The sequence below is a fragment of the Saccharococcus thermophilus genome, from assembly GCF_011761475.1.
Taxonomy (GTDB): domain Bacteria; phylum Bacillota; class Bacilli; order Bacillales; family Anoxybacillaceae; genus Saccharococcus; species Saccharococcus thermophilus.
This window is the reverse complement of record NZ_JAASRS010000001.1, coordinates 1,557,588-1,579,735: the sequence shown is the minus strand read 5'-3', so window position 1 is coordinate 1,579,735 and position 22,148 is coordinate 1,557,588. Positions and strand designations below refer to the sequence as shown.

25 protein-coding genes are annotated in these 22,148 nt (G+C 46.4%); 17 read left to right on the top strand and 8 right to left on the bottom strand.

Annotated features, from left to right (window positions below):
* Positions 1-22: 22 nt before the first annotated feature.
* Both BDD39_RS08125 and recU read right to left on the bottom strand, forming a co-directional pair.
* Positions 23-2,788, bottom strand: a complete 2,766-nt coding sequence (locus BDD39_RS08125) for a PBP1A family penicillin-binding protein (protein ID WP_166909687.1) — start codon at positions 2,786-2,788, stop codon at positions 23-25.
* Between the two features lie 36 nt (positions 2,789-2,824).
* Complete coding sequence (recU, locus tag BDD39_RS08120; RefSeq protein ID WP_166909685.1) at positions 2,825-3,430, bottom strand: Holliday junction resolvase RecU; 606 nt, start codon at positions 3,428-3,430, stop codon at positions 2,825-2,827.
* A gap of 278 nt (positions 3,431-3,708) precedes the next feature.
* Here recU and BDD39_RS08115 point away from each other — a divergent pair, with 278 nt between their 5' ends.
* The 3 genes from BDD39_RS08115 (at position 3,709) to BDD39_RS08105 (ending at position 5,746) form a co-directional block, all read left to right on the top strand.
* Positions 3,709-3,957, top strand: coding sequence for a V-type ATPase 116kDa subunit family protein (locus tag BDD39_RS08115; RefSeq protein ID WP_166909683.1), 249 nt, complete (start codon positions 3,709-3,711; stop codon positions 3,955-3,957).
* 64 nt (positions 3,958-4,021) lie between these two features.
* Positions 4,022-4,396, top strand: a complete 375-nt coding sequence (locus BDD39_RS08110) for a YppE family protein (protein WP_166909680.1) — start codon at positions 4,022-4,024, stop codon at positions 4,394-4,396.
* Positions 4,397-4,564: 168 nt separating this feature from the next.
* On the top strand, positions 4,565-5,746 hold the full coding sequence (locus BDD39_RS08105) for an IS701 family transposase (RefSeq protein WP_081189990.1): 1,182 nt from the start codon (positions 4,565-4,567) through the stop codon (positions 5,744-5,746).
* A gap of 66 nt (positions 5,747-5,812) precedes the next feature.
* On the opposite strand, the gene BDD39_RS08100 is transcribed toward BDD39_RS08105, so the two are convergent.
* Positions 5,813-5,983 carry a hypothetical protein gene (locus BDD39_RS08100; protein ID WP_166909678.1) on the bottom strand — a complete coding sequence of 57 codons (171 nt, stop codon included), beginning with the start codon at positions 5,981-5,983 and terminating at the stop codon, positions 5,813-5,815.
* Positions 5,984-6,067: 84 nt separating this feature from the next.
* Positions 6,068-6,268 carry a YppF family protein gene (locus BDD39_RS08095; RefSeq protein WP_166909676.1) on the bottom strand — a complete coding sequence of 67 codons (201 nt, stop codon included), beginning with the start codon at positions 6,266-6,268 and terminating at the stop codon, positions 6,068-6,070.
* A 169-nt stretch (positions 6,269-6,437) separates the two neighbouring features.
* Between BDD39_RS08095 and BDD39_RS08090 the strand changes: the two genes are divergently transcribed.
* Complete coding sequence (locus tag BDD39_RS08090) at positions 6,438-6,791, top strand: YppG family protein (RefSeq protein ID WP_166909673.1); 354 nt, start codon at positions 6,438-6,440, stop codon at positions 6,789-6,791.
* Positions 6,792-6,827: 36 nt separating this feature from the next.
* On the opposite strand, the gene BDD39_RS08085 is transcribed toward BDD39_RS08090, so the two are convergent.
* Both BDD39_RS08085 and BDD39_RS08080 read right to left on the bottom strand, forming a co-directional pair.
* The gene (locus BDD39_RS08085; protein ID WP_166909670.1) at positions 6,828-7,082 is read right to left on the bottom strand and encodes a sigma-G-dependent sporulation-specific acid-soluble spore protein CsgA; all 255 of its coding nucleotides are present in this window, start codon (positions 7,080-7,082) and stop codon (positions 6,828-6,830) included.
* Complete coding sequence (locus BDD39_RS08080) at positions 7,082-7,267, bottom strand: hypothetical protein (RefSeq protein WP_166909668.1); 186 nt, start codon at positions 7,265-7,267, stop codon at positions 7,082-7,084. The genes BDD39_RS08085 and BDD39_RS08080 overlap by 1 nt, the downstream gene beginning before the upstream one ends.
* A gap of 114 nt (positions 7,268-7,381) precedes the next feature.
* Between BDD39_RS08080 and BDD39_RS08075 the strand changes: the two genes are divergently transcribed.
* A complete protein-coding gene (locus tag BDD39_RS08075; protein ID WP_166909666.1) occupies positions 7,382-7,522 on the top strand; it encodes a hypothetical protein in 141 nt (46 codons plus the stop codon).
* A gap of 46 nt (positions 7,523-7,568) precedes the next feature.
* Here BDD39_RS08075 and BDD39_RS08070 read toward each other — a convergent pair whose 3' ends face one another.
* The gene (locus tag BDD39_RS08070; RefSeq protein ID WP_166909664.1) at positions 7,569-8,036 is read right to left on the bottom strand and encodes an Hsp20/alpha crystallin family protein; all 468 of its coding nucleotides are present in this window, start codon (positions 8,034-8,036) and stop codon (positions 7,569-7,571) included.
* A 205-nt stretch (positions 8,037-8,241) separates the two neighbouring features.
* On the opposite strand from BDD39_RS08070, the gene BDD39_RS16600 reads away from it, so the two are divergent.
* The 7 genes from BDD39_RS16600 (at position 8,242) to BDD39_RS08040 (ending at position 15,461) form a co-directional block, all read left to right on the top strand.
* Positions 8,242-8,364 (top strand): hypothetical protein, encoded by a 123-nt coding sequence (locus BDD39_RS16600; RefSeq protein WP_279587939.1) that lies wholly within the window; start codon positions 8,242-8,244, stop codon positions 8,362-8,364.
* A gap of 106 nt (positions 8,365-8,470) precedes the next feature.
* Positions 8,471-9,145 (top strand): response regulator transcription factor, encoded by a 675-nt coding sequence (locus BDD39_RS08065; protein WP_166909662.1) that lies wholly within the window; start codon positions 8,471-8,473, stop codon positions 9,143-9,145.
* Complete coding sequence (locus tag BDD39_RS08060; RefSeq protein WP_166909659.1) at positions 9,142-10,539, top strand: HAMP domain-containing sensor histidine kinase; 1,398 nt, start codon at positions 9,142-9,144, stop codon at positions 10,537-10,539. The genes BDD39_RS08065 and BDD39_RS08060 overlap by 4 nt, the downstream gene beginning before the upstream one ends.
* A 16-nt stretch (positions 10,540-10,555) precedes the next feature.
* Positions 10,556-10,714, top strand: coding sequence for a hypothetical protein (locus BDD39_RS08055; protein ID WP_166909656.1), 159 nt, complete (start codon positions 10,556-10,558; stop codon positions 10,712-10,714).
* Between the two features lie 14 nt (positions 10,715-10,728).
* Positions 10,729-11,289: a glycerol-3-phosphate responsive antiterminator gene (locus BDD39_RS08050; protein ID WP_166909654.1), complete on the top strand. Its 561-nt coding sequence runs from the start codon at positions 10,729-10,731 to the stop codon at positions 11,287-11,289.
* A gap of 211 nt (positions 11,290-11,500) precedes the next feature.
* Positions 11,501-13,165, top strand: a complete 1,665-nt coding sequence (locus BDD39_RS08045) for a glycerol-3-phosphate dehydrogenase/oxidase (protein WP_166909652.1) — start codon at positions 11,501-11,503, stop codon at positions 13,163-13,165.
* A gap of 106 nt (positions 13,166-13,271) precedes the next feature.
* Positions 13,272-15,461 carry an alpha-galactosidase gene (locus BDD39_RS08040; RefSeq protein WP_166909649.1) on the top strand — a complete coding sequence of 730 codons (2,190 nt, stop codon included), beginning with the start codon at positions 13,272-13,274 and terminating at the stop codon, positions 15,459-15,461.
* A 27-nt stretch (positions 15,462-15,488) separates the two neighbouring features.
* Here the strand turns inward: BDD39_RS08040 and BDD39_RS08035 are convergent, their stop codons facing one another.
* Entirely contained in the window at positions 15,489-16,271 is a 783-nt protein-coding gene (locus tag BDD39_RS08035) for an EcsC family protein (RefSeq protein ID WP_166909646.1), read from the bottom strand.
* Between the two features lie 143 nt (positions 16,272-16,414).
* Between BDD39_RS08035 and BDD39_RS08030 the strand changes: the two genes are divergently transcribed.
* From BDD39_RS08030 to BDD39_RS08010, 5 genes are all read left to right on the top strand, one after another.
* A complete protein-coding gene (locus BDD39_RS08030; protein ID WP_166909644.1) occupies positions 16,415-17,599 on the top strand; it encodes a galactokinase in 1,185 nt (394 codons plus the stop codon).
* Complete coding sequence (gene galE, locus BDD39_RS08025) at positions 17,596-18,582, top strand: UDP-glucose 4-epimerase GalE (RefSeq protein ID WP_166909642.1); 987 nt, start codon at positions 17,596-17,598, stop codon at positions 18,580-18,582. Before BDD39_RS08030 ends, galE begins: the two co-directional genes overlap by 4 nt.
* Positions 18,543-20,102 carry a UDP-glucose--hexose-1-phosphate uridylyltransferase gene (galT, locus tag BDD39_RS08020; protein ID WP_208404353.1) on the top strand — a complete coding sequence of 520 codons (1,560 nt, stop codon included), beginning with the start codon at positions 18,543-18,545 and terminating at the stop codon, positions 20,100-20,102. The genes galE and galT overlap by 40 nt, the downstream gene beginning before the upstream one ends.
* Positions 20,099-21,031, top strand: a complete 933-nt coding sequence (locus BDD39_RS08015; protein ID WP_166909638.1) for an aldose 1-epimerase — start codon at positions 20,099-20,101, stop codon at positions 21,029-21,031. Before galT ends, BDD39_RS08015 begins: the two co-directional genes overlap by 4 nt.
* Before the next feature lie 86 nt (positions 21,032-21,117).
* On the top strand, positions 21,118-22,140 hold the full coding sequence (locus BDD39_RS08010; RefSeq protein ID WP_166909636.1) for a LacI family DNA-binding transcriptional regulator: 1,023 nt from the start codon (positions 21,118-21,120) through the stop codon (positions 22,138-22,140).
* Positions 22,141-22,148 lie beyond the last annotated feature (8 nt).

The following is a 22,148-nucleotide window of genomic DNA, read 5'->3' as shown; positions in this document are numbered from 1 at the left end:
GCCATCCTTTTGTTTTTTGATATTAATTTTCCGTGCCGGAGTGCTGTGTATTGGTTCCAAAGGTTCCAAACCCTTTTTTTGTTTGGTTATTTCCATTTTTTGCGCCATTATGATTGTTTGGCGGCGGTGTGGTCGGATTCGGCGGCGGCGTGGTCGGATTCGATGGCGGCGTAGTTGGCGCAGTATTATTGCCATTGTTGCCGCTGTTGTTCCCACCTTGGCCGTTGTTGCCACTATTGATGTTGTTGCCATTATTGCCGCCTTGATTGTTTTGATTTTCATTTGTACCGTTATTTCCGCCATTATTTGTGCCATTATCTGTGCCGTTATTTGTGCCGTTATTATCCCAATTTGGCTGCTGTTGATTGTTGTCGTTTTGATTTTGATTTGGCTGGTCTGACGGCGAAGGTTGGTTAGGATTTTGTTCTCCCCCTGGCACCTGGACGCTCGTTAGAGCCGGCTTGCTTGTAATGTCCCCTTCTTTCGCATAGACAGCAATCGTATACACAGCGCCTGGGGTTGGATTGCTGATCGCAATCGCTTCATCTTTCGTCGTTACGACATTGGTTGTGCCTTGATCGGTTTTAATGTGTACTTCAAAAATGGTGTTGTCATGCATATCGCTATATTTCCATGAAACAGAAATGGTGTTTGTTCCTTGGTCGTATGCCGCCTGCAAATCCGTTACTGACGGCAGCGTTTCTGGTTCGTCTGGCGCCGTCTCGGTCGGCTCTGTTCCACGGACGAAGCATTCGTACGTAATTTCGCTTGCCGGCGTGTATTTGCTTGCCAGTTTCGGCGGATTCGTTCCTTTTTTAATTGGCAGTTTTACCACGCTGTTCGGCATTTCAAAATCGCTGCCGCCGTCATCCACATGGGAAATGACGCGTTTAAACAGCAGTTTCGGAATGCGTTGTTCCCATTGTGATAAATCGGCGGTGCTGCTTCGTTTGCTGAAACCGGTCCATACGGCGGCCGTATAGTTTGGCGTGTAGCCGACAAACCAGCTGTCCTGAACGGCGCGATCGGACAGGCCGTATTGTCTTGCCACCTCTTCCGGATAGTTAGTCGTTCCCGTTTTGCCGGCAACATGGTGTCCTGGAACGTTGGCTAGCACCCCTGTTCCATATTCGACTACCGATTTTAGCATATCCGTAATCATGTAGGCTGTATAATCTTTCATCACCCGCTTAGGCTTCGGTCTTAAGTCCATTTCCGTGCCGTCTGGGAAGACGATTTTCGTGACGGCATGCGGTTTAATGTAAATCCCGTTATTGCCAAATGCGCTGTACGCTCCGGCCATTTGCAATGGAGAAACGCGATTTTCCAATCCGCCGATCGCATACGCTTCCTCGACTCGGTCAAAGCCCATGCCAAGGCGGTTGGCGAATTCTTTGGCGCGTTCTTTTCCAACAGCTTGTAATGCTTTTAACGCTGGAATGTTGCGCGATAGCGCCAGCGCATGGCGCATTGTAATCGGTCCTAAGTATCTTCTGTCGGCGTTGCGGATCGGTTTTCCGTTCGAGTAAGTGTATGGTTCGTCGACAATTTGATGGGCGGTCGACCATTTTAAATATTCAATAGCTGGACCGTAATCCAAAATCGGCTTAATGGACGATCCAGGCTGACCGACTGGTTGAATAGCATAGTTAAACCCAAACTTCACGTTTTCCCGGTGGCGTCCGCCGCCAAGCGCACGAATTTCTCCTGTTTTTGTATCGATTAAGGCGATCGCCGACTGTAAATCTTTTTTATCAGTAAATAACGTATCTGAATTTAATAGATTTTCTACATATTTTTGCGCATCTTGGTCTAATGTCGTATAAATTTTCAATCCGTCTTCAAATACGTTGACGTTTGCTTGGTCTGTCACTTCTTTGATTACTTCATCGATAAACGCATCGTACGGAACGGAATTATGATGCTGTTTCCGTTCGACGAGCATCGATTTAATCGGTACTTGTTTTGCTTTTTCCGCTTCTTCTTTCGTGATAAAACCGTGTTTTGCCATTAGCGATAACACAACATCCCGACGTTTTTTCGCCGCTTCCGGATGGTCATACGGGTTGTAGTTGTTTGGGCTTTGCGGCATTCCGGCGAGCAGCGCCGCTTCCGGAAGCGTCAAATCTTTTAAATTTGTTTTTCCAAAGTAATATTCCGCTGCTCTCGCAACACCGTAAATGCCATCTGAATAATAAATTTTGTTGAAGTACATTTCTAAAATCTCGTGTTTCGAATACTTTTGTTCCAAACGCAGCGCGAGCCATAGTTCTTGCGCTTTCCGTTTTAACGTTTTTTCTGGTGAAAGAAAAGTCATTTTTACGACCTGCTGCGTAATGGTGCTTCCACCTTCCGCACCAAACCCTTCTTTTAAGTTGGCGAGAACAGCGCCGGCAAGCCGGATAAAGTCGACGCCGTGATGCTCGTAAAAGCGCGCATCTTCCGTTGCCAGCACCGCATCTTCCAGCACTTTTGGTACATCTTTATAAGAAATATAAGTTCGCTTAATGCCGCCAAGCTCCGCCACTTTATGCCCTTTCATGTCATAAACGGTAGATGACATCGGATCTTTAATTTTCGCTTCATCAAGCGGCGGTGCATCTTTTACAAAATAGGCGAACGTAGCAATTCCGCCTACCATTCCTATCACCATCAGCAGCAAAGCAGCAATGGCTAATTTTTTAAAAAGCGAAAGTCCCTTTTTCTGTTTCGCTTTCTTTTGTTTTGTCTGCTTTGCCTGCTTTGCCGCTTGTTTACGTTCTACGCGAGAACGATATTCACCAGACATAAGCAAATCCTGCCTTTCTTAGGAAATTTTGCATCGTTAATGAGCAAAGTAAACTTTTTCTACTACACTAATATAATCAATTCTCGGTTGGTAGCCAAGTGCAATGTAATGGCCATACTGTTCGATGTCCCGTTTCGGAATCGATTTTCTCCCGCCTTCTTGCCTTTTTTTCCAGTAGGCAATTAAATGGCTGGCATCTAAGAGATACACTTCATTGAGCGTGGCAAACCGCAAAATAACGAAACAAATGCCTCCATGCTGCAGCACTTGCTCCATATGCTGAATTTGATGCTCATGAAAATTTTTTAGCGGAAACGATGTTTTGTTTTTCGTTTCTTTTGCTTCAAAGTCAATGTATTTGCCGCGGTATACGCCGTTGTAGTCGGTCGTGGAAGCTTGTTTAAAATACGCTTCTTTAATAACAGCCGCGCTTCGTTTCGGGTAGTCAACGCGGACGATTTGCACTGGCGTCGGCTTTTTATGGACGACAGCAATCCCTTGTTCACGATAATACTCATTGGTAGCGTTCAAATCTTCTTCGAGCGTCATGCCTCGATTTCCGTAATTTGGCTGGAACGGGCGGATCGGTTGGTTCATTTGTTTTGTTTCATATGTCCTTCCGCCGGGATATTTGAATACCATCACCCTCATCTCCTTCGAATGTTTTTTATTATACCACAGGAAGATGAGAAAAGGGTGTATGAGAAAACGGTTTGGACGATCCTTCTACATAAATGATTACGCACATTTCCTTTTTTCTTGACCGTACATCAGAAATAGATATGTCGAATTTGTTCGAAGTAATGATGACTGCCGCTTTCTTTGCCGAAATAATTCTAGTTTTGTCATATAGGCAGGGAGTCATGTTTTCATCGCGAATTGATTATCATCATGAATGAAGAATGGGGGGAGAACAAGGAATGAGCAAGCGGTTCGTCAAAAAAGAGGAAGTGGAAAAACAGCTGCTCGAAATTTTTCAATTGATCGAGCAAGTAGATGAGAAAATGGGAAAAGTGATTGCCGAAGTCATTGAAGAACGTTATGAGCAAAACCAAATGCAGCTTGACCAATTGCAGGAACAGTTGGCAAATGTCGAACGCCGGCTGCATCGTGCCGATGCGGAGCATGAAACAGAACTTCCGTTCCCATCAAAATTATATTTTGTGTGATTTGTTTCCCGTCCGCAAAAATGATATGGTGTATAATGAAATTGTATGCTTGGGGGAAATGGTGATGGACAAACAATTAAAAACGCTGACGGAGAAGTTATTGGACTATAATCAAAAATTATTGGCGATTTCCCAGCAAGCCCATGCGCAAAAACAGGAACCTGACTTTTTTGCGGAAGTAAAGCCGTTTGCCGATCAAGTAAAACAAGTAGTCGATCAATGGAGAGAGATGGCGATCTTATGGGTAAAAAAAGAGCGGCCGAAACATATTCACGAGATTCAAATCGAAACGGCGGGAGAAAATATCGAAAAAATAAGTGTGGAAGCATTTTATCCATCTGTTTCCGAGCGGCGCATGAAGCAATTTTGCCGGTCGATTGAGTATACGTTGTCGCTTGTATTAGAGCGTTTGGAAGAAGCACAGTGCAATGAACGATAATTGGTGAAAAGCTGTCTCCTGCACGTGAGAAGACAGCTTTTATTATTTACTGTAGATGAGCAAATTCACTAACATAAATTTACATCCATACAAAAAAGGAGACATGAACCCGATTCCTTGATTAGAATAGATGTGTCACCAAACCATTCTCAAGGAGGTTCATGTCTCATGAATAGACTACCACATCACCAAGGAATCGACAAGTTTTTCGCAATGTTGGGGCTGGCCCTTTATTTCTCTAAGCCGGTCATGAAGCATCTCATTCATATTATCGATGCGCTGACAACGAAAGGATTTGCGGGAACCTTGACCGATCTGCATCACGAGAGCTTTCATCCCAACCATCGAACGACACTGAGCCATTTTTTCACGAAAAGCCCTTGGGATGAAGAAATCTTGCTTCGCAAACTCCAGCAGTGGATGCTTCGTCATGTGGAACGAACGGCCAAGCGAGAGAATCACCCCATTTTTGTTTCGATCGATGATACGATCTGCCGAAAAACGAAGCCTTCGTCACAGGCGAAACACGCTATTGAAGGGTGTAATTGGCATTATTCTCACGCGGACAAAAAGTCGATTTGGGGACACTCTCTCGTCTGGCTCATGGTTCATACGATGACGCAAGCCTTTCCCTTTGCGTTTCGCCTCTACGACAAGGCGGATGGGAAAAGCAAGGGTCAATGGGCCATCGAGATGCTTTCTTCTTTGGATGTGCACGGTTCTGTTTATGTGCTGATGGATTCTTGGTACCCATCGAAAACACTCGTGGAAGCCTGCCTGAAAAAAGGATTCCACGTCATTGCGATGCTCAAGACGAATCGGGTTCTCTATCCAAAAGGCATTGCGATCCAAGCCAAGCAGTTTGCACGCTACATCGAACCGGAAGACACCCATCTCGTCACGGTGGGAGAAGAGCGTTATCGCGTGTATCGCTACGAGGGAGCGCTGAAAGGTCTCGATGATGCCGTTGTGTTGTTGGCTTGGAAAGCCGATCAGCCGATGACACCTGAACATCTTCACTGCGTCTTGAGCACCGACCGGGAGCTAAGCGATGAAGAGATCTTGCGCTACTATGCCCAGCGTTGGTCGATCGAATGCTTTTTTCGACAAGCGAAAGACCAGCTGAAGCTCGATGGGTACCGCGTTCGTCAACGTCGGGCGGTGAAACGGTATTGGATCTTGGTGCAACTCGCTTATGTGTACAGTATGGTCGAATCCAACAGCGATTTCTCTACCGGGCTTGACTTCCTTCGAAAGAAGAAAGGACATAGCCTCGTGGAGTTTATTTACGATGCAGCCAAACAAGATATTCCCATTGATGTCGTTAAAAAACAGCTTCATGTGGCATAAGGGGTACTCCGTTTGTCTCTTTTTACATGGTAATTATTGTAATGAAAATTGCTCAACTACAGTTATTTATAAATCTTTCTCCACTTTAACGGAAACAGGACCGCTGTTTTCCGTGGCCACGGTGCCAATTTCGTATTCCACCCGCTCCGTATGTTTCGGAGGGACGTTGTTGCCGTGCTTTGGCTTCTCATGATCACGCCCTTTTAGCTTATGTTGGAAATGGACGCCTCTACCCATGACTAACACCCCCTTGGTATTACTTTGGGGGAGGCAACGGTGAAATATACAAAAAAAAAGAAGGGAAAAATCCCCCTTTTGTCGTTATAAACCAATGTATTCGTTTTTATTGTCCGGCTTATAGGCACCGGCAAGTTCGAGATCGCGGGAAAGGTCGCGATATTCGGCAATCGTGATTTCCCCGCGCAAATACATTTGCCGGGCGAAATCGAGCAATTCATTGACATCGACTGGTTCGTAGTTTTTTACAGCGATAAATTTGTTTTTTAATTCCGCCATGTTCATCCTTCTTCCCCCTTCCCCTTTTTATTAATAGTACCATGAAAGTATAGAAGAACTATAAATTCGGAAAATTAAAACTTCCGACAATTGCTGACATGTCCTTTCTCACGTTTCTCCGCTTTTATACATATACTAATGGCAGCCTAGAGGATGGAGGGGGAGTACTATTACTATGTATCGGTATCCGCGTCCGCGTCCGTTTTCCACGCCATTTTCTGCACAAATGCCGTATCACCATGTATGGCATCCATATCAGCCATATTCTTATGCTCCGCCGCTGCCAACCCATTGGCCCGGTGCACACCAAGGACATTCCGCTGCGGCTTCGTATCCAACGCCATACCCAAAACCTGGCCCGTTGTTGACAGCGCCGGCGCCTGGTATGCAATCATTAATGGCACAGTTTAAAAATTCAGACGGCACGTACGATATCAATAAAATGATGAGCACGATGGGGCAGATGATTAACACCGTCAACCAAGTAAACGGAATGCTGAAAGGATTAATTAGCACGTTTAAAAAATAGTCAACTCCTCCGCATCTGTCCGGAGGAGTTTGTTTTTTAAATTAACAGTTCATACACTTCATTTAGCTGATATACCCGCTCAAAATCGCGCTCATCCATCGCGTAGCGGATTTCATGGGGCAAAATGCGGTCTAAAAACCTGGTTTCTTCTTGTGACAGGGCACGAACAAATTCCTCTTCGCTTTTATACGGTTTGCTCATCAGCTTTTTATAAATGCGACGAGGGGTATCATCGTGGTATTCCAGATAGTTGGATAAAATTTCCCGCAAATAGGCAAGCGTCTTTTCCATTACGTTTCCTCCCCTTTAAAAAACGCTTCGAACGTTTTGCTGACGTTTTTCTTCCCTTGCGCATAAGGGTTTTCTTCTGTCACTTGTTTCGGATCCAAATTTGTTTTCACTACTAACATCGGTTCGCTAGACGGCTCATTAATAAGTCTGTTTGTTAATCGCTTAAAATCGGGCAGTTTTTTCATGATTCGGCACCTCCTATAAGTAGAGTGGGTTAAGCGAAACAAAAGTATGTATAGCATAAGAAGCGGTAAACGGCATAAGCTAACAAAGAATCATTCGTTTAGGAGGTGATTACGGTGACGAACCGGAATGACAACCGCGAACGGAAAAATAAATATCCAAACAACCGGGAAGAAATGGCAAAGGAATGGGATATCCAGAAGGATTCAACACCAGAAATCAACAATAAATACGGAAGCAAGTCGCATAAAAATTAGGCATAGAAAAAAGGGATGCCCATTTGTTTCGGGCAAGCCCTTTCTTTCATTCAATCTCGATGTATTTCCGTTTTTGTGGCAGGCGAATGACGAGCTTCCCATTTTGGAAAGACGCTTTTACATCTTTTTCGCTCACTGGGTAAGGCAGTGGAATCGTGCGGGAAATATGCTTTTGCATTTTCCGCTTTTGGTATACATGTCCCTGTTCATCCATTGATTCGATTGTTTCATGATGATGGATGATCAGCTGCAAATAATCGTCCATAAATTGCAGCTCGATTTGGTTTCGCTTTACGTTTGGGAGATGAGCGATAATCGTATATTCCTCTTTTGTTTCGTGAACATCGATCGGGATATAGGCGTGGGAAAACGTTTGTTGAAAGTATTCATCCAGTGTTTCTATCATTTTTTTTAGTGGCCGTTCATCTAAAAATTGATCGAACATTTTCCACAACTGCCCAAACGGCTCCTTATTTTCTCCATGTTTCATCGGCGGCTGAAAATGTTCGCCCATTTTCTTGCAGCTCTCCTTTCGAGTCATTTCTTAGTTTTAAGTGTATGTACCGAAATGGAAAAAAGTCACTGCTATTTTTTAAGAATTTTTAATGTGTTTTTAACATCAATGGAATATAATTACATCACCATAGAGAACCATGTGCACAAACTGTTTAGCTGGCGCTTAACATAAAAGCACGCCAGCGAACTAAGGGGCAGATGCAATGCATATTTTTCATTGGTTCGTCACCCTTTTTTTCTCGGGAACAGCTGTATCGCTTCTTTCTTACCAGGCAGTCGAAATCGTGCAGGCGGTTATTGATTTTCTAGTCGATCGTCATTCGTAAAGTGAACAAGTTGTTTTTATTGCTGATCGCATCCGGCGGTTGGCTTTTCTTTTGATATGATATAAATATAAGTATATGCAACCATAGGATAAAGTGAGGGGAAAAGATGAATAACCGCATTTTAATTATTGAAGACGAAGCCAATTTGGCGCGATTTATTGAGCTTGATTTATCTCATGAAGGATATGAAGTGCACGTAAGCCACGACGGCAGAGAGGGATTGGAGCTCGCTCTTTCCGAAGAGTGGGATTTAATTTTATTGGACGTCATGCTTCCAAGTTTAAATGGCATGGAAGTGTGTCGGCGCATCCGTGCGGCCAAACAGACTCCAATTATTATGATTACGGCAAGAGACAGCGTCTTTGATCGTGTCATGGGATTGGACAACGGTGCTGATGACTATATTGTGAAGCCGTTTGCGATCGAGGAGCTACTCGCCCGCATTCGCGCTCTGTTTCGCCGTGTTCACCCTACCTCGGAAGAACATGTGTTGACGTTTAAAGATTTAACCGTCGATTTGAACGCACGCACGGTGAAAAAGGGGGATCGCATCATTGAATTAACGAAACGCGAATACGATTTATTAGTAACGTTTTTGCAAAATATAAATATTGTGCTCACCCGCGACACACTGCTTAATAGGGTATGGGGATTTGACACGGAAGTCGAAACGAATGTGGTTGATGTATATGTCCGTTATTTGCGGCATAAGCTCGATGAAAGCGATAAAGAGCGGTATATCCAAACGGTGCGGGGCGCTGGATATGTGATGCGGTCATGAAACTTTTTCGGCTTGAAAACGTCTCATTAAAATGGAAGCTTACTTTTCTTTCCGCGGTGGCGATTTTTATTACGTATTTTGTTTTCACTTTTTTGCAATATCATATTGTGAAACAATGGCTGCTGAACGAAGAAGAAAAAGCAATGAAACAGACGGTTGAAGAAATTGAAACTTATTACGCTGAAAACCGTAATATATCATGGAAGGACGTTCGCCAAAGCAAGCCGCTGTTGGAAGAATTAAATGAAAAATATCAATTGATTCGCGTGCTCGACCGCAAAGGAAACGTCGTTGTCTCGGTTTCCAACGGCGCTTCTGTTTCATTGTCGCCAAGCGCTGTTCCAAAAAAGCCGCAAATGGACTATCATTTTATCAACAACGAACGTTTTATTATGCTGCGCGAACCTTTGCACGTCGGGGCAGTACACGGAACGATCGAAATTGCGCGCCGTCTTGTAAAATTTCAGCACCTGACCAATATGTTCTTTTTCGTTATGACGGTCATCGGCGCCATGGCCATGGTTGCGAGCGCTCTTATCGGCAAGCTGGTCGCGCAAAATTTTGTCGGACGTCTGAAAACGTTGACGAAAACGATGATGGATATTAAAAACAAGGGCATCCAAAAGCGCATCGATGTTCCAGCTTCACGTGATGAAATGTCGGAATTAATGATGATGTTTAATCAAATGATGGATGAAATTGAACGCTCGTTTGACCAGCAAAAACAATTTGTCGAAGATGCTTCTCATGAGCTGCGAACACCGATTGCCATTTTAGAAGGCCATCTTTCATTATTGCGGCGGTGGGGAAAACATAATCCCGATATTTTGGAAGAATCCCTGCAGGCGGCCATACAGGAAGTGGGGCGCTTAAAAAAACTGGTGCTGGAGCTTTTAGATTTATCGCGTGCAGAGACGATTACCGTTCCAAACAATATTGTGCCGATTGATCCGCAACAAGCGGTTGAACAAGTAGTGAAAAACTTCCGTGTTTTGCATCCAGATTTTCAGTTTACTATCGACAATTCATCAACACAAACGGCGCGAATTCGCATGACAAAGTACCATTTTGAACAATTGCTGTTAATTTTGCTCGATAATGCGGTAAAATATTCCCAACAGGCCAAACAGGTGACGATTTTGATAAAGGAAGAAGAACGGTTTGTGAGGATTGCTGTAACAGACTATGGCATCGGAATTCCAAAAGAGGAATTGGAAAAAGTATTTTTGCGCTTTTATCGTGTCGATAAAGCGCGAAGCCGTGAAAAGGGCGGCGTTGGCCTTGGCCTGGCCATCGCGAAGGAAATCATCGACAAATACGATGGACAGATTACGATAGATAGCGAAGTTGGCCGTGGGACAACGGTCGAGTTGGCGATTCCGAAAGCAAAGTAGAGAAAGGTGAGAAGCGATGGAACATCTTCACGAAGGAACGATCATGCAGAAAAAAAATATTCAGCATGTGGTCGAAAAATTTCGCAAACGCGGAGTGAAAATCGCTACTTGCAAGCCGCGGACAATGATGTCATTATCTTGTTTGGAAGAAATCGAGACAGGAAAAAACCGATAAAGGTGAGTAGCAATATGGAGGTTCATTGCCAAAAAATTATTCCTGCCATAAAAACGATGAAAGATTTTGAAAAGTTTTTAGCCAGCTCCTATAGGTACGGAGTGTTATTGGAGGTACATATTTCCCAATTAAAAAGCGTATTTCATTACGCCCGTCAGCACGAAAAAAAACTGATCGTTCACGCCGATTTGATTCAAGGATTAAGCCATGACGAGCATGCGGCCGAATATTTATGCCAGGAGTTTCGTCCGTACGCGCTGATTTCCACCAAAGGAAATGTCATTATGAAGGCAAAGCAAAAAAAGGTGCTGGCGATTCAGCGCGTTTTTTTGTTTGATTCGCACGCGCTTGAAAAAAGCTACCAGTTGATTGAAAAAACGCAGCCCGACTGCATTGAAGTAATTCCAGGAGCAATGCCCCATATGATCGGCGAAGTGAAGGAACGTACGGGAAAGCCGATTTATGCCGGCGGGCTGATTCGCACCGTGGACGACGTCGAGCGTGCGCTCGAAGCGGGAGCGGTCGCGGTGACTACTTCCAATAAAGAGTTGTGGAAATATTATGAGGGGCGTTAATGTTTTTCCATAAAGGAAAGGACAAGCCATGCCAGCGGGAAAAGTTTCTTTTCCGCATTTCACTAGCCAACCAAGCTGTTTTTCGCTATAATGAAAGTAAGTTAATAATCAGTCAGGAGACAAGGAGAGACCATGCATGCATGGTAGGCGAAAGCTTATCGTGTTTGCCATGGTCTCTTTTTGTCTTTTTACCATAAAGGGAGGAGTTTTTATGACAGCAACACGGTTTTCGAGCAAACAGCGGCGCGAACGTTTAGAAGAAATGAGCAAACAGTATTACGATGTTTTAGTAGTAGGCGGGGGCATCACCGGCTGCGGCATTGCGCTAGATGCCGTTACGCGCGGCATGAAAACGGCACTGGTGGAGATGCAAGATTTTGCGGCGGGGACGTCGAGCCGTTCGACAAAGCTTGTTCACGGAGGGCTTCGGTATTTAAAGCAATTGGAAGTGAAAATGGTCGCCGAAGTCGGCAAAGAGCGGGCGATCGTTTATGAAAACGGGCCGCACGTGACGACACCGGAGTGGATGCTTTTGCCGATTCACAAAGGTGGGACGTTTGGCAAATGGAGCACGTCGATCGGTCTTTGGCTTTACGACCATTTAGCCGCCGTGAAGCGAAGCGAGCGGCGCAAGATGTTAAGCGCCAAAGAGACGTTGCAAAAAGAGCCGCTATTGAAACGGGAAGGATTGCTTGGCGGCGGCTATTACGTCGAATACCGCACCGACGATGCCCGTTTGACGATGGAAGTGATCAAAAAAGCGGTGGAATTGGGGGCCGATGCCGTCAACTATACGAAAGTGGAACAATTTCTGTACGATGAAAACGGCAAAATCATCGGCGCCCGCTGCCGCGACCAGCTCAGCGGCCGCACGTATGACATTCGCGCGAAAAAAGTGATCAACGCCGCCGGACCGTGGGTCGATACGTTGCGGGAAAAAGACGGCTCGAAAACAGGAAAACGACTGCAACTGACAAAAGGAGTTCATATTGTTATCGATCAAAAACGGTTTCCGTTAAAGCAAGCGATTTACTTTGATACGCCAGACGGCCGCATGGTATTCGCGATTCCGCGCGATGGGAAAACGTACGTCGGCACGACTGATACATTTTACGATGAAGATATTGCCAACCCGACGATGACGGAAGAAGACCGTGACTATTTACTGCGCGCGATTCACTATATGTTCCCGTCCGTCCACATTACGGCGGCTGATGTGGAATCAAGCTGGGCGGGCGTCCGGCCGCTCATCTATGAAGAAGGAAAAGATCCGTCGGAAATTTCCCGTAAGGATGAAATTTGGCAATCGCCGACAGGATTAATTACGATCGCCGGCGGAAAACTGACCGGATACCGGAAAATGGCGGAAACGGTTGTCGACTTAGTGGCAAAGCTATTGGAGAAAGAGGAGGGGAGAACGTTTCGTCCATGCCAAACGAAACATTTGCCGATCTCCGGCGGGGATGTCGGCGGCTCGCAGCAGTTGCCGGTTTTTATCGCGAAAAAAGCCGAAGAAGCGGTGCGCTACGGGTTTACGAAAGAAGAAGGAGAACGGCTCGCGAAAATATACGGCACCAATGTCGATCGATTATTTGAACTAAGCAAGCAATATGACCATTCATGCGGCCTTTCCCGCGAACAGTTTGTCCGCCTTGTGTACGCCATTGATTACGAAATGGCGGCAAAGCCGATTGACTACTTTATCCGCCGTACCGGAGCACTCTTGTTTGACATCGCTTCCGTCCGCCATCAGAAAGATCGCGTCATCGCCTTTATGGCCGATTATTTGCAATGGACGGAAGAGCAAACGGCGGCTTATACAAAAGAACTGGACAAAGCGCTGCGCGAGGCGACGTTATCGCAAGTGCAATCATAATCATGGCGCTCATTTATTGGGCGTCATTTTTTTTGACAGAACGGATTAAAATAGGTAAAAACATAGCAAGTACTTGCCGCCAAATAGCATCAATAGGGGGATGAGGATGGGGATTACCTATGATCCAATCATGAAAATGTTCCACCTGCAAGCAAACGATATGAGTTACATGATGCAGCTTGTCGGCCGCGGGTATTTAGCCCACTTTTACTGGGGAAAAAGAATTCGAAAAGCGAATGGTTCGCGAAAACTGCGGTTTCTCACCCGCCCGTTTTCCCCTAATCCCGATCCATCCGACCGCCGGTTTTCTTTAGATACGCTGCCGCAAGAATACCCGGCATATGGCAACACAGATTTTCGCACGCCGGCGTATCAAGTGCAATTGGAAAACGGGGCGACGATCTCGGATTTGCGCTACAAAACGCATCGCATTTATAAAGGAAAGCCAAAGTTAGAAGGGCTGCCGGCCACCTATGTAGAAAGCGAAAACGAGGCGGAAACGTTAGAAATCGTATTGGAAGATGGCGTGATCGGATTGCACGCCACACTGCTTTATACGGTATATGAGCGGTGGAATGTGGTGACGCGTTCTGTTCGCTTTGAAAGCCATGGTGCGGAACGGATCAAGCTGTTGCGAGCGTTAAGCATGAGTGTGGATTTCCCGCATGCTGACTATGAATGGCTGCATCTCCCGGGAGCGTGGGCGCGGGAACGGGCGGTGGAAAGGCGCCCGCTTGTCACCGGCATACAGTCGGTAGAAAGCTGCCGCGGTGCCAGCAGCCACCAACAAAATCCATTTATCGCCCTGCTGAGAAAACATGCCAATGAAGATGTGGGGGAAGTATACGGCTTTAGCCTTGTATACAGCGGCAATTTCCTCGCCCACGTCGAAGTCGACCAATTCCAGACGACGCGTGTATCCATGGGAATCAATCCATTTGATTTTACGTGGCTGTTGGAGCCGGGCGAGTCGTTCCAGACGCCGGAAGTGGTGATGGTGTATTCCGATCAAGGATTAAATGGAATGTCGCAAACTTATCACCAGCTGTACCGCACCCGCTTAGCGCGTGGGGCATTCCGTGACCGCGAGCGCCCGATTCTCATTAACAATTGGGAAGCGACATATTTTCATTTTAATGAAGAAAAAATTTTGCGCCTTGCGAAAACGGCAGCGGAATTAGGGATTGAGCTATTTGTGCTCGATGACGGTTGGTTTGGCAAACGCGATAATGATCGCAGTTCATTAGGAGATTGGTTTGTCAATAAACAGAAGCTGCCAAATGGACTAGAGAGACTAGCAAAAAACATTAACCAGATGGGCATGCAGTTTGGTCTATGGATGGAACCGGAAATGGTTTCCGTCGACAGCGAGCTGTATCGGAAGCATCCGGACTGGTGTCTTCATGTGCCGGACCGTCCGCGTTCAGAAGGGAGAAATCAGCTTGTATTAGACTATTCCCGCAAAGAAGTGTGCGACTATATCATTCAAGTGATTTCCGACGTGTTAGCGAGCGCGCCGATTTCCTATGTAAAATGGGATATGAACCGTCATATGACGGAAATCGGTTCTGCCGCCCTGCCGCCAGAACGGCAGCGCGAAACGGCTCACCGCTACATGCTGGGGTTGTATCGCGTTATGGAAGAAATAACGTCCCGTTTTCCGCATGTTTTGTTTGAGAGCTGCTCGGGCGGCGGAGGCCGGTTTGACCCAGGCATGTTATACTACATGCCGCAAACATGGACGAGCGACAATACGGACGCGGTTTCCCGCTTAAAAATCCAATACGGCACCAGCCTTGTTTACCCAATCAGCGCGATAGGCGCGCACGTGTCGGCGGTGCCGAACCATCAAGTTCACCGCGTTACATCGTTGGAAATGCGCGGTCATGTGGCGATGTCGGGAAACTTTGGTTATGAGCTGGATTTAACGAAACTAAGTGAGGAAGAAAAACAAAAAGTAAAAGAACAAGTGGCATTTTACAAAGAAATCCGCCGTCTTGTCCAATTCGGAACGTTTTACCGAATACTCAGCCCGTTTGAAGGCAATGAGGCGGCATGGATGTTCGTATCCGAGGACCGATCAGAAGCATTGGCCGCCTATTTCCGCGTGCTGGCGGAAGCGAATGCCCCGTCCGCATTCTTGCGGCTAAAAGGGCTGGATCCAAATCAAGATTACGAAATCATTGGCAGCGGCGAAGTGTATGGCGGCGATGAGCTGATGCATGCAGGGTTAAATGTGCCGGAGCGCCGCGGCGACTTCATTAGCGTCATTTGGCGGTTAAAAGCAACCCGTTAATGAAAAAAACCGGTGTCCAGCATGCCGCTAGGCACCGGTTTCTAGTTTGGAGAGTTTTTCCAAAATCCGCCGTTTCCGATAGAGCATTTTTCCTGTTTCGGCAATGTCCTCAATAAACGCTTTATTAAACATTACACCAAAAACAATGCCAACGATCGGGACGAATTGAAACAGCTTTTTCCACCCGTATTGATCGCGAAACGTCATCATGACTTCGCGCCAGCCTTGAAGCTGGGAAAAGACTTGCTGATGATGGTCGGAAAACGATGCGAGCTGATCGAGAATCGCCTTTTTGCCGACAATATCGGAGGAGGCGAATTGCAAACATTTCACAATAAAAATTCGCTCTTTTTTCTCCTTCGGATTGTAACCATAGACGATGGCGATTTCCTGCAGCGTTTTTAACGCGAGGCCGAGAAGGGCAGGAATATCGATTGCCAGCGTCAACGCGCCGCCGACGCCTGTCGTTGCCCCTTGAATTTGAGCAAACGTCACGCGCGCGTCGATCAATTCATCACAGACGCGATCCATGGTCGCAAGCGGCAGATGTGCCACTTGTTCTAATGTTGAGACATGGAGCTTTTCTAATATTTTTCCTTCTTTCACGAGATATTGCCCGCCGCTTTGAATATAGCTACCAAGCTCATCTAACAGCTGTCCCAGTTTTTTATGTACGATGTTTGGCGTGAGCTTATCCAGCACTTTAAACGGCAGCCGTCCGAGCTTTTCCCAAAACCATAAATCTTTTTGGCTTTGTTCCCAGCGGCTAATGGTTTGCAGTTCTTGTTCGAGCGCTTGTTTCGTTTCCATTCGTCAACCTCCTTATATATAAAATGAATAAACGGGCAATCGATTATACGTGTGGCAAAAAGAAATGTTTCATTTTTATTGATCTTTACTAAAATTTTTACTAAAATATTTACCAAAGAGACGCTATTTTAGGAGGCATAACGATGATCGCGAAATTAAAAGAAGAGTTTATTCAGCTATTTGGCGGGAGGAACGAGGAGATTCGGGTATTTTTCGCCCCCGGCCGCGTCAATTTAATTGGCGAACATACCGACTATAACGGCGGGCATGTGCTGCCGTGTGCGTTAGAAATCGGCACGTATGCGCTCGTGCGCAAAACAGCCAATCCGTTTATCCGCTTTTACTCAAAAAACTTTCCCGAAACTGGGATTATTACGGTGTCTTATGATGATTTGTCCTACCAAGAACAACATGGGTGGGCGAACTATCCGAAAGGGATTATCGCCGCGTTTCAGCAGCTTTGCCCGATCGAGACGGGACTTGATATTTTGTATTACGGGACGATCCCGAACGGCGCCGGATTATCGTCGTCCGCTTCCATTGAGCTAGTAACGGCGGTCATGCTCAATGAACTATTCTCGCAGCATATCGATATGCTTGAACTTGTGAAAATGAGTCAAAAAGTAGAAAATGAATATGTTGGCGTCAACTGCGGCATTATGGATCAGTTTGCCGTCGGAATGGGGAAGCGAAACCATGCAATGCTATTAAACTGCCAAACGTTAAAGTGCCGCTATATACCCGTTTCGATGAACGATTGCTCGATCGTCATCGCCAACACGAACAAAAAGCGCGGTCTGGCCGATTCGGCGTACAACGAACGGAGGGCGGCATGCGAGGCAGCGTTGGCGAAATTGCAGAAACATATAAACATTGCCTCACTCGGTGATTTGACAAGCGAGCAGTTGGAAGAGTATAAACACCTTCTTTCCCCACTTGAACAAAAGCGTGCCCGTCATGCCGTGACGGAAAACGAGCGGACGATGGAGGCGGCGGCCGCGCTGGAAAAGGGAGATTTGGCCCGCTTTGGCGAGCTGATGAAACAGTCGCATATTTCGTTGCGCGATGACTATGAAGTGACAGGGACGGAGCTAGATACGCTTGTTGAAGCGGCGTGGAAGCATGAAGGAACAATCGGCGCCCGCATGACAGGGGCTGGATTTGGCGGCTGCACGGTGAACATTGTGAAAGATGCGTACATTCTTGACTTTATTGAACAGGTCGGGAAAGAGTACGCCGAAAAAATCGGCTATAAGGCTAGCTTTTATGTCGTAAAAATCGGTGACGGAGCGAGAGAAATAACAGAAACAAAGGAGATGAGCGTATGATTCTTGTCTGTGGCGGCGCAGGCTATATCGGCAGCCATGCGGTATACCGCTTGATCGAAAAAGGAGAAAAAGTTATCGTTGTTGATAATTTGCAAACCGGTCATCGTGAGGCCGTTCATCCGGAAGCGATCTTCTATCAAGGCGATATTCGCGACCGCGCGTTTTTGCGCGATGTATTTTGTAAGCATGAGATCGATACGGTGATTCATTTCGCTGCCAATTCCCTTGTCGGCGAAAGCATGCAGGAGCCGCTCAAATATTACGATAACAACGTGTACGGCACGCAAGTATTGCTAGAAATCATGAACGAGTCCGGCGTCAAGCAAATCGTGTTTTCCTCGACGGCCGCGGTATACGGAGAACCGAAACAAATTCCGATTGTGGAAACCGATCCGACGATGCCGACGAATACGTACGGGGAAACGAAGCTGGCGATGGAAAAAATGATGAAATGGGTCGACCGTGCTTATGGAATCCGCTATATTTCGCTGCGTTATTTTAATGTCGCCGGCGCTTACGGCACGTTGATCGGCGAAGATCATGACCCGGAAACACATCTTATTCCATTAATTTTAAAAGTGCCGCTCGGCCAACGTGAAGCGATTCATATTTTTGGCGATGATTACGATACGCATGACGGCACTTGCATTCGCGACTATATTCACGTGCTCGATTTAGTTGATGCTCACATTCTAGCGGTAGAAAAGCTGCGGAACGGTGCGGAAAGCAACGTGTACAATTTAGGAAACGGCAACGGGTTTACCGTTAAAGAAGTGATCGAAGCGGCGCGGAAAGTTACCGGCCATCCGATTCCGGCGCGCGTCATGGCGCGGCGACCGGGCGATCCGGCGAAGCTTGTCGCATCCGCGGAAAAAGCGAAACGCGAGCTCGGCTGGGAACCAAAATACACATCCATTATCGATATTGTCGCTTCCGCATGGGAATGGCATCAGGCGAAACCGAACGGGTATCGAGGTGCGTGACAGTGGCGGACATTTTGACGGCGGTAGAACAACTGATCCAATACGGGGTTGAAAGCGGCCTGCTTCCACGCGAAGATATTGTTTACGCGCGCAATCGCCTGCTGGCGGCGCTGCGGTTGACGGAGTGGAAACAAGTAGAGGTAAAGGACACGTCCTTTACCTCTCCTTCTCCAATCTTAGAGACGATTTTAGATTGGGCATATGAACGCGGTCTTTTGGAAACGAATACAACGACAGAGCGGGACATATGGGGCGCCAAGCTGATGGACTGTTTAATGCCGCGCCCGTCGGAAGTGATCCGCGAATTTTACAACCAATATCATCAAGCTCCGAAACAAGCAACAGACTGGTTTTATTCCTTAAGTAAAGCGTCTAATTACATTCAAACGGCGCGAATTGCGAAAAATAAACAATGGAAAGCAAAAACGGCGTATGGGGAGCTTGATATTACCATCAATTTATCCAAACCGGAAAAGGATCCAAAAGAAATCGCCAAGTTAAAAGACGCACCGACATCTTCGTATCCGCGGTGCTTGTTATGCAAAGAAAATGAAGGATACGAAGGAACGTGGCATCACCCAGCGCGTTCCAACCACCGCGTCATTCCGATTGCGCTATTGGACGAGACGTGGTATTTTCAATATTCCCCGTATGTGTATTATAACGAACATTGCATTGTCTTCCATGCCGAGCATGTGCCAATGAAAATGGAACGGAAAACGTTCGCGCGTTTGCTCGATTTCATCGAAAAATTTCCGCACTATTTCATCGGCTCGAACGCCGATTTGCCGATTGTCGGCGGTTCGATTTTGGCGCATGATCATTTTCAAGGCGGAAACTATACGTTTGCGATGGAAAAAGCGGAAATCGAAGAATACATCTCGTTTCCGTCTTTTCCATCATTGACAGCAGGGATCGTACGCTGGCCGATGTCGGTGATCCGCCTTTGCGGCAAAAAAGAAGAAGTGCTCGAAGCGGCGAATTGCATTTATGAAACGTGGCAGACGTATAGCGACCCGAGCGTCGACATCTATGCCAATAGCGGCGATGTTCCGCATAATACGGTCACCCCCATCGCGAGACGCCGCGGCGATTTGTTTGAAATGGACATTGTTTTGCGCAATAACCGGACATCGGAAGAGCATCCATATGGCATTTTTCATCCTCATGAAGAATTGCACCATATTAAAAAAGAAAATATTGGGTTAATCGAGGTGATGGGGCTCGCCGTGCTTCCGGGACGACTTGCCAGCGAATTAGATACATTGGCAACATACCTTGTTCGAAATACGAAAAAAGACGAGTGGGACGAAGCGCTTTTCAAACATTGGAATTGGTACGAGCAAATCGGTGCCGCTTACCCGAATATTACAGAAGAAAATGTATCGGACATTTTGCAGCACGAAGTAGGACAGTGCTTTATCACCGTCCTAGAACATGCCGGCGTGTTTAAGCGCAATGAGAAAGGAAAACAGGCATTTCGCACCTTTTTACGGAAAGTGCAGGAGAAGTTGTCATGATTCGGGAAGGAAAATTCAAAGGTTTGAAAAGTATCATTTTAGAAAATCATTACATAAAGGCAACCTTTTTGCCTGAGTACGGCAGTAAACTCGCTTCGTTCATCGATAAAGAAACGAATGAAGAATGGCTGTTTCAGGCAAAAAGCGATATGCTCACCATACCGAGTTACGGCGCCGCTTTTAGCGACTATGATTCTAGTGGATTTGATGAAGTATTTCCGAGCATCGATGCTTGTTTTGACCCTATAACGGGAAAGCCGATCCCTGACCACGGAGAAGTATGGGCGCTTCCATGGGAATATCGTTTGGAAGGGGAGACAGTTGTTTTTACGGTCAAAAGCCCTGTTTTTCCGTATACGATGACAAAACGGGTCTGGCTAGAAGAGAATCGGCTCTGTTTTGATTATGCGGTCGCCAATGATGGCGACACGCGGTTCTACTTTATTTGGACGCCCCACGCGCTTTTGCGATGTGACGAATATACGAAAATCGTTGTTCCCGACGGTTTAAATAGTGTGATGACCGTCGAGCATCAGACAGAACATCTTGGCGAATGGGGAACAATCCATCCGTACCCCATTACTATGTCGCAAAAAACGGGGAAGCCGTTGGATTTATCCAAAATGGAATCGCCGTCCGCGAACAATTGTGAGAAATTTTATTTTACCGAGCGCGTCCCTAAGGGAATGTGCGGAATCGTTCAAGAAAATACTGGACGCAAACTCATGTATTATTATCCAGAGGAAAAAGTTCCATATTTAGGAGTCTGGAAAACGCAAGGCGGCTATCGCGGCGATTATAATTTGGCGCTCGAACCATGCACGGGGGTGTACGACAACTTGTCTGTCGCTTACGCTATCCGCAAAGTTTCGTTTGTCGAGCCGAAGGACGTATTTACATGGTGGTTTCATATGGAAATAGGGGGATAGCCGTTTGCCAAGATGGAAATGATGTCCGTTAATGTGGGTAAGTATGAAGAGCGAAAACATTATAAGGAAGGGATCTATTCGAACCAATGGCGACATTAAAAGAAATCGCGGAAAGAGTCGGAGTATCGGTGGCGACGGTGTCGCGCGTGCTTAATTATGACACCACCTTGTCGGTGTCGGATGAAACGAGAAAACGCATTTTCGAAGTAGCCCAGCAGCTAAACTATAAGACACTGCGGGAACGCAGCCAGCAGCCGAAGGAATCGTTTCGTTTCGGGCTCGTTCATTGGTACTCCGAACGGCAAGAAATGGATGATCCGTATTACATGGCGATCCGCTTAGGGGTCGAAAAAGAATGTTTTGAACGAGGAATTGAATTAGTAAAGCTCTTTAAGCAAAACGGCTCCTACCCAACGGAACGAATGGAACATTTAGACGGCATTATCGCCGTCGGAAAATTTGGGCCAAAAGATATCAATGCGTTTGCCTCCAGCACCGAAAACATCGTCTTTGTCGACTGCTCGCCGGACGAGCGGAAATTTGACTCTGTCGTCATCGACTTGCGCAAGTCGACGATTACGGTGTTAGACTACCTGCTTGAGCTAGGGCATCGAAAAATCGGTTATATTGGCGGAAGGGAATATGTAGACGGCGAAATGCCGATTCACGATGAACGCGAGGCGACGTTTTATGAATATTTATACTTAAAAGGACTGTATGATTCACAATATGTATGGACAGGCAGCTTTACCGCCGAAGACGGATATCGTTTAATGAAACAAGCCATTTCGAGCAATGGCCTTCCAACCGCGTTTTTCATCGCCAGCGATTCGATGGCGATCGGGGCGTTGCGCGCGCTCCATGAAGCGCACATTTCCGTCCCTCGCGATATATCCATTATCGGGTTCAATGATATTCCGACGGCGGCATTTATTCACCCGCCATTAACAACAGTAAAAGTATATACAGAATTCATGGGGGAAACGGCGGTAGAGTTGTTGGTGGAACGCTTGACAACGAAGCGGTCCATTTGTAAAAAAGTAGTGGTACCGACAGAACTGGTTGTGCGTGAAAGCAGCCAAACTTGTTTAAAAGGGAGCGGAAAGTGACCAGCTCC